Origin of the sequence: Rappaport israeli (genome assembly GCF_001888055.1) — a bacterium.
Lineage (GTDB): Bacteria > Pseudomonadota > Gammaproteobacteria > Cardiobacteriales > Cardiobacteriaceae > Rappaport > Rappaport israeli.
The window spans coordinates 1-2500 of the sequence record NZ_LXHZ01000009.1; the positions used below are offsets into that span (position 1 = coordinate 1).

Below are 2500 nucleotides of genomic sequence, written 5' to 3' on the forward strand. Positions count from 1 at the left end.
CTTATCATAAAAACCTGACGGTGACCTACTCTAACATGGGGAGGCCCCACACTACCATCGGCGATGCTGCGTTTCACTACTGAGTTCGGCATGGGATCAGGTGGTACCACAGCTCTATGGCCGTCAGGAAAACCGGTAAGACGACAAAGTCGTCATAGACTAACTGATTGAATATCAATTAATCAAACATTCAATTAGCACACTTAAGACGATATTTTCATAAGATAATATTTTAATCAAGTGCATTAAACAACAAACTGAAAGCTTAAAAATAACTTGAGCGTTGTATGATCAAGCCTCACGATCAATTAGTACTTGTTAGCTTCATGTATTACTACACTTCCACACCAAGCCTATCAACGTCGTAGTCTTCAACGGATCTTTAGAGACGTCTAGCGTCTAGGGAAATCTAATCTTGGGAGGGGCTTCCCGCTTAGATGCTTTCAGCGGTTATCCCGTCCGAACATAGCTACCCGGCAATGCCATTGGCATGACAACCGGTACACCAGAGGTTCGTCCACTCCGGTCCTCTCGTACTAAGAGCAGCTTCCCTCAAATTTCCAACGCCCACGGCAGATAGGGACCGAACTGTCTCACGACGTTCTGAACCCAGCTCGCGTACCACTTTAAATGGCGAACAGCCATACCCTTGGGACCTGCTACAGCCCCAGGATGTGATGAGCCGACATCGAGGTGCCAAACTCCTCCGTCGATATGGACTCTTGGGAGGAATCAGCCTGTTATCCCCGGAGTACCTTTTATCCGTTGAGCGATGGCCCTTCCATTCAGAACCACCGGATCACTAAGACCTACTTTCGTACCTGCTCGACTAGTATGTCTTGCAGTTAAGCGACCTTCTGCCTTTGCACTCTTGCCACGATTTCCGACCGTGACGAGGTCACCTTCGCACTCCTCCGTTACTCTTTGGGAGGAGACCGCCCCAGTCAAACTACCCACCAGACACTGTCTGCAATCCCGATAAGGGACCTACGTTAGAACATCAAAATAAGCAGGGTGGTATTTCAAGGTTGGCTCCACAAAAACTAGCGTTTTTGCTTCAAAGCCTCCCACCTATCCTATACAACTTATTTCAATGTTCAGTGTCAAGCTGTAGTGAAGGTTCACGGGGTCTTTCCGTCTTGCCGCGGGTACACAGCATCTTCACTGCGATTTCAACTTCACTGAGTCTCGGGTAGAGACAGCGCCGCCATCGTTACGCCATTCGTGCAGGTCGGAACTTACCCGACAAGGAATTTCGCTACCTTAGGACCGTTATAGTTACGGCCGCCGTTTACCGGGGCTTCAATCAAGAGCTCTCACCCCATCATTTAACCTTCCGGCACCGGGCAGGCGTCACACCCTATACGTCCACTTACGTGTTTGCAGAGTGCTGTGTTTTTGATAAACAGTCGCAGCGGCCTATTCTCTGCGACCCTCAATAGCTTACAGAGCAAGTCTTTCACCATCAAGGGCATACCTTCTCCCGAAGTTACGGTATCATTTTGCCGAGTTCCTTTACCCGAGTTCTCTCAAGCACCTTAGAATTCTCATCCCACCCACCTGTGTTGGTTTGGGGTACGGTTGTTATAACCTGAAGCTTAGAGGCTTTTCCTGGAAGCAGGGCATCAGCTACTTCACTCTCGTAAGAGCTCGTCATCATGTCTTAGCATTGAAATCCCGGATTTGCCTAAGATTTCTGCCTACGCACTTAAACACACATATCCAACAGTGTGCTAGCTTAGCCTTCTCCGTCCCCCCATCGCAGTTATAATCAGTACAGGAATATTAACCTGTTTCCCATCGACTACGCATTTCTGCCTCGCCTTAGGGGCCGACTCACCCTGCGCCGATTAACGTTGCGCAGGAAACCTTGGGTTTTCGGTGTGCGGGTTTTTCACCCGCATTATCGTTACTCATGTCAGCATTCGCACTTGTGATACCTCCAGCATGCTTTACAACACACCTTCATCGGCCTACACAACGCTCCCCTACCATACGTGTAAACACGTATCCGCAGCTTCGGTATATAGTTTAGCCCCGGTAAATCTTCCGCGCAGGACGACTCGACTAGTGAGCTATTACGCTTTCTTTAAAGGATGGCTGCTTCTAAGCCAACCTCCTAGCTGTCTAAGCCTTCCCACTTCGTTTCCCACTGAACTATAATTTGGGGACCTTAACTGGCGGTCTGGGTTGTTTCCCTCTCCACGACGGACGTTAGCACCCGCCGTGTGTCTCCTGTGGTAAAACTTTACGGTATTCGGAGTTTGCATCGGGTTGGTAAGTCGGTGTGACCCCCTAGCCGAAACAGTGCTCTACCCCCGTAAGTCAATCCACAAGGCACTACCTCAATAGTTTTCGGGGAGAACCAGCTATCTCCGAGCTTGTTTAGCCTTTCACTCCTATCCACAGGTCATCCCCTAACTTTTCAACGTTAGTGGGTTCGGTCCTCCAGTTGATGTTACTCAACCTTCAACCTGCCCATGGATAGATCGCTCGGTTT

2 rRNA genes (1 of these 2 cut by a window edge) are annotated in these 2500 nt (G+C 49.3%); both read right to left on the bottom strand.

From position 1 onward, the window contains the following. Positions 1–12 precede the first annotated feature (12 nt). Positions 13–128, bottom strand: a 5S ribosomal RNA gene (gene rrf, locus A5N84_RS02710). A gap of 159 nt (positions 129–287) precedes the next feature. Then, positions 288–2500 (bottom strand): 23S ribosomal RNA (locus A5N84_RS02715) (it continues 658 nt past the right edge of the window).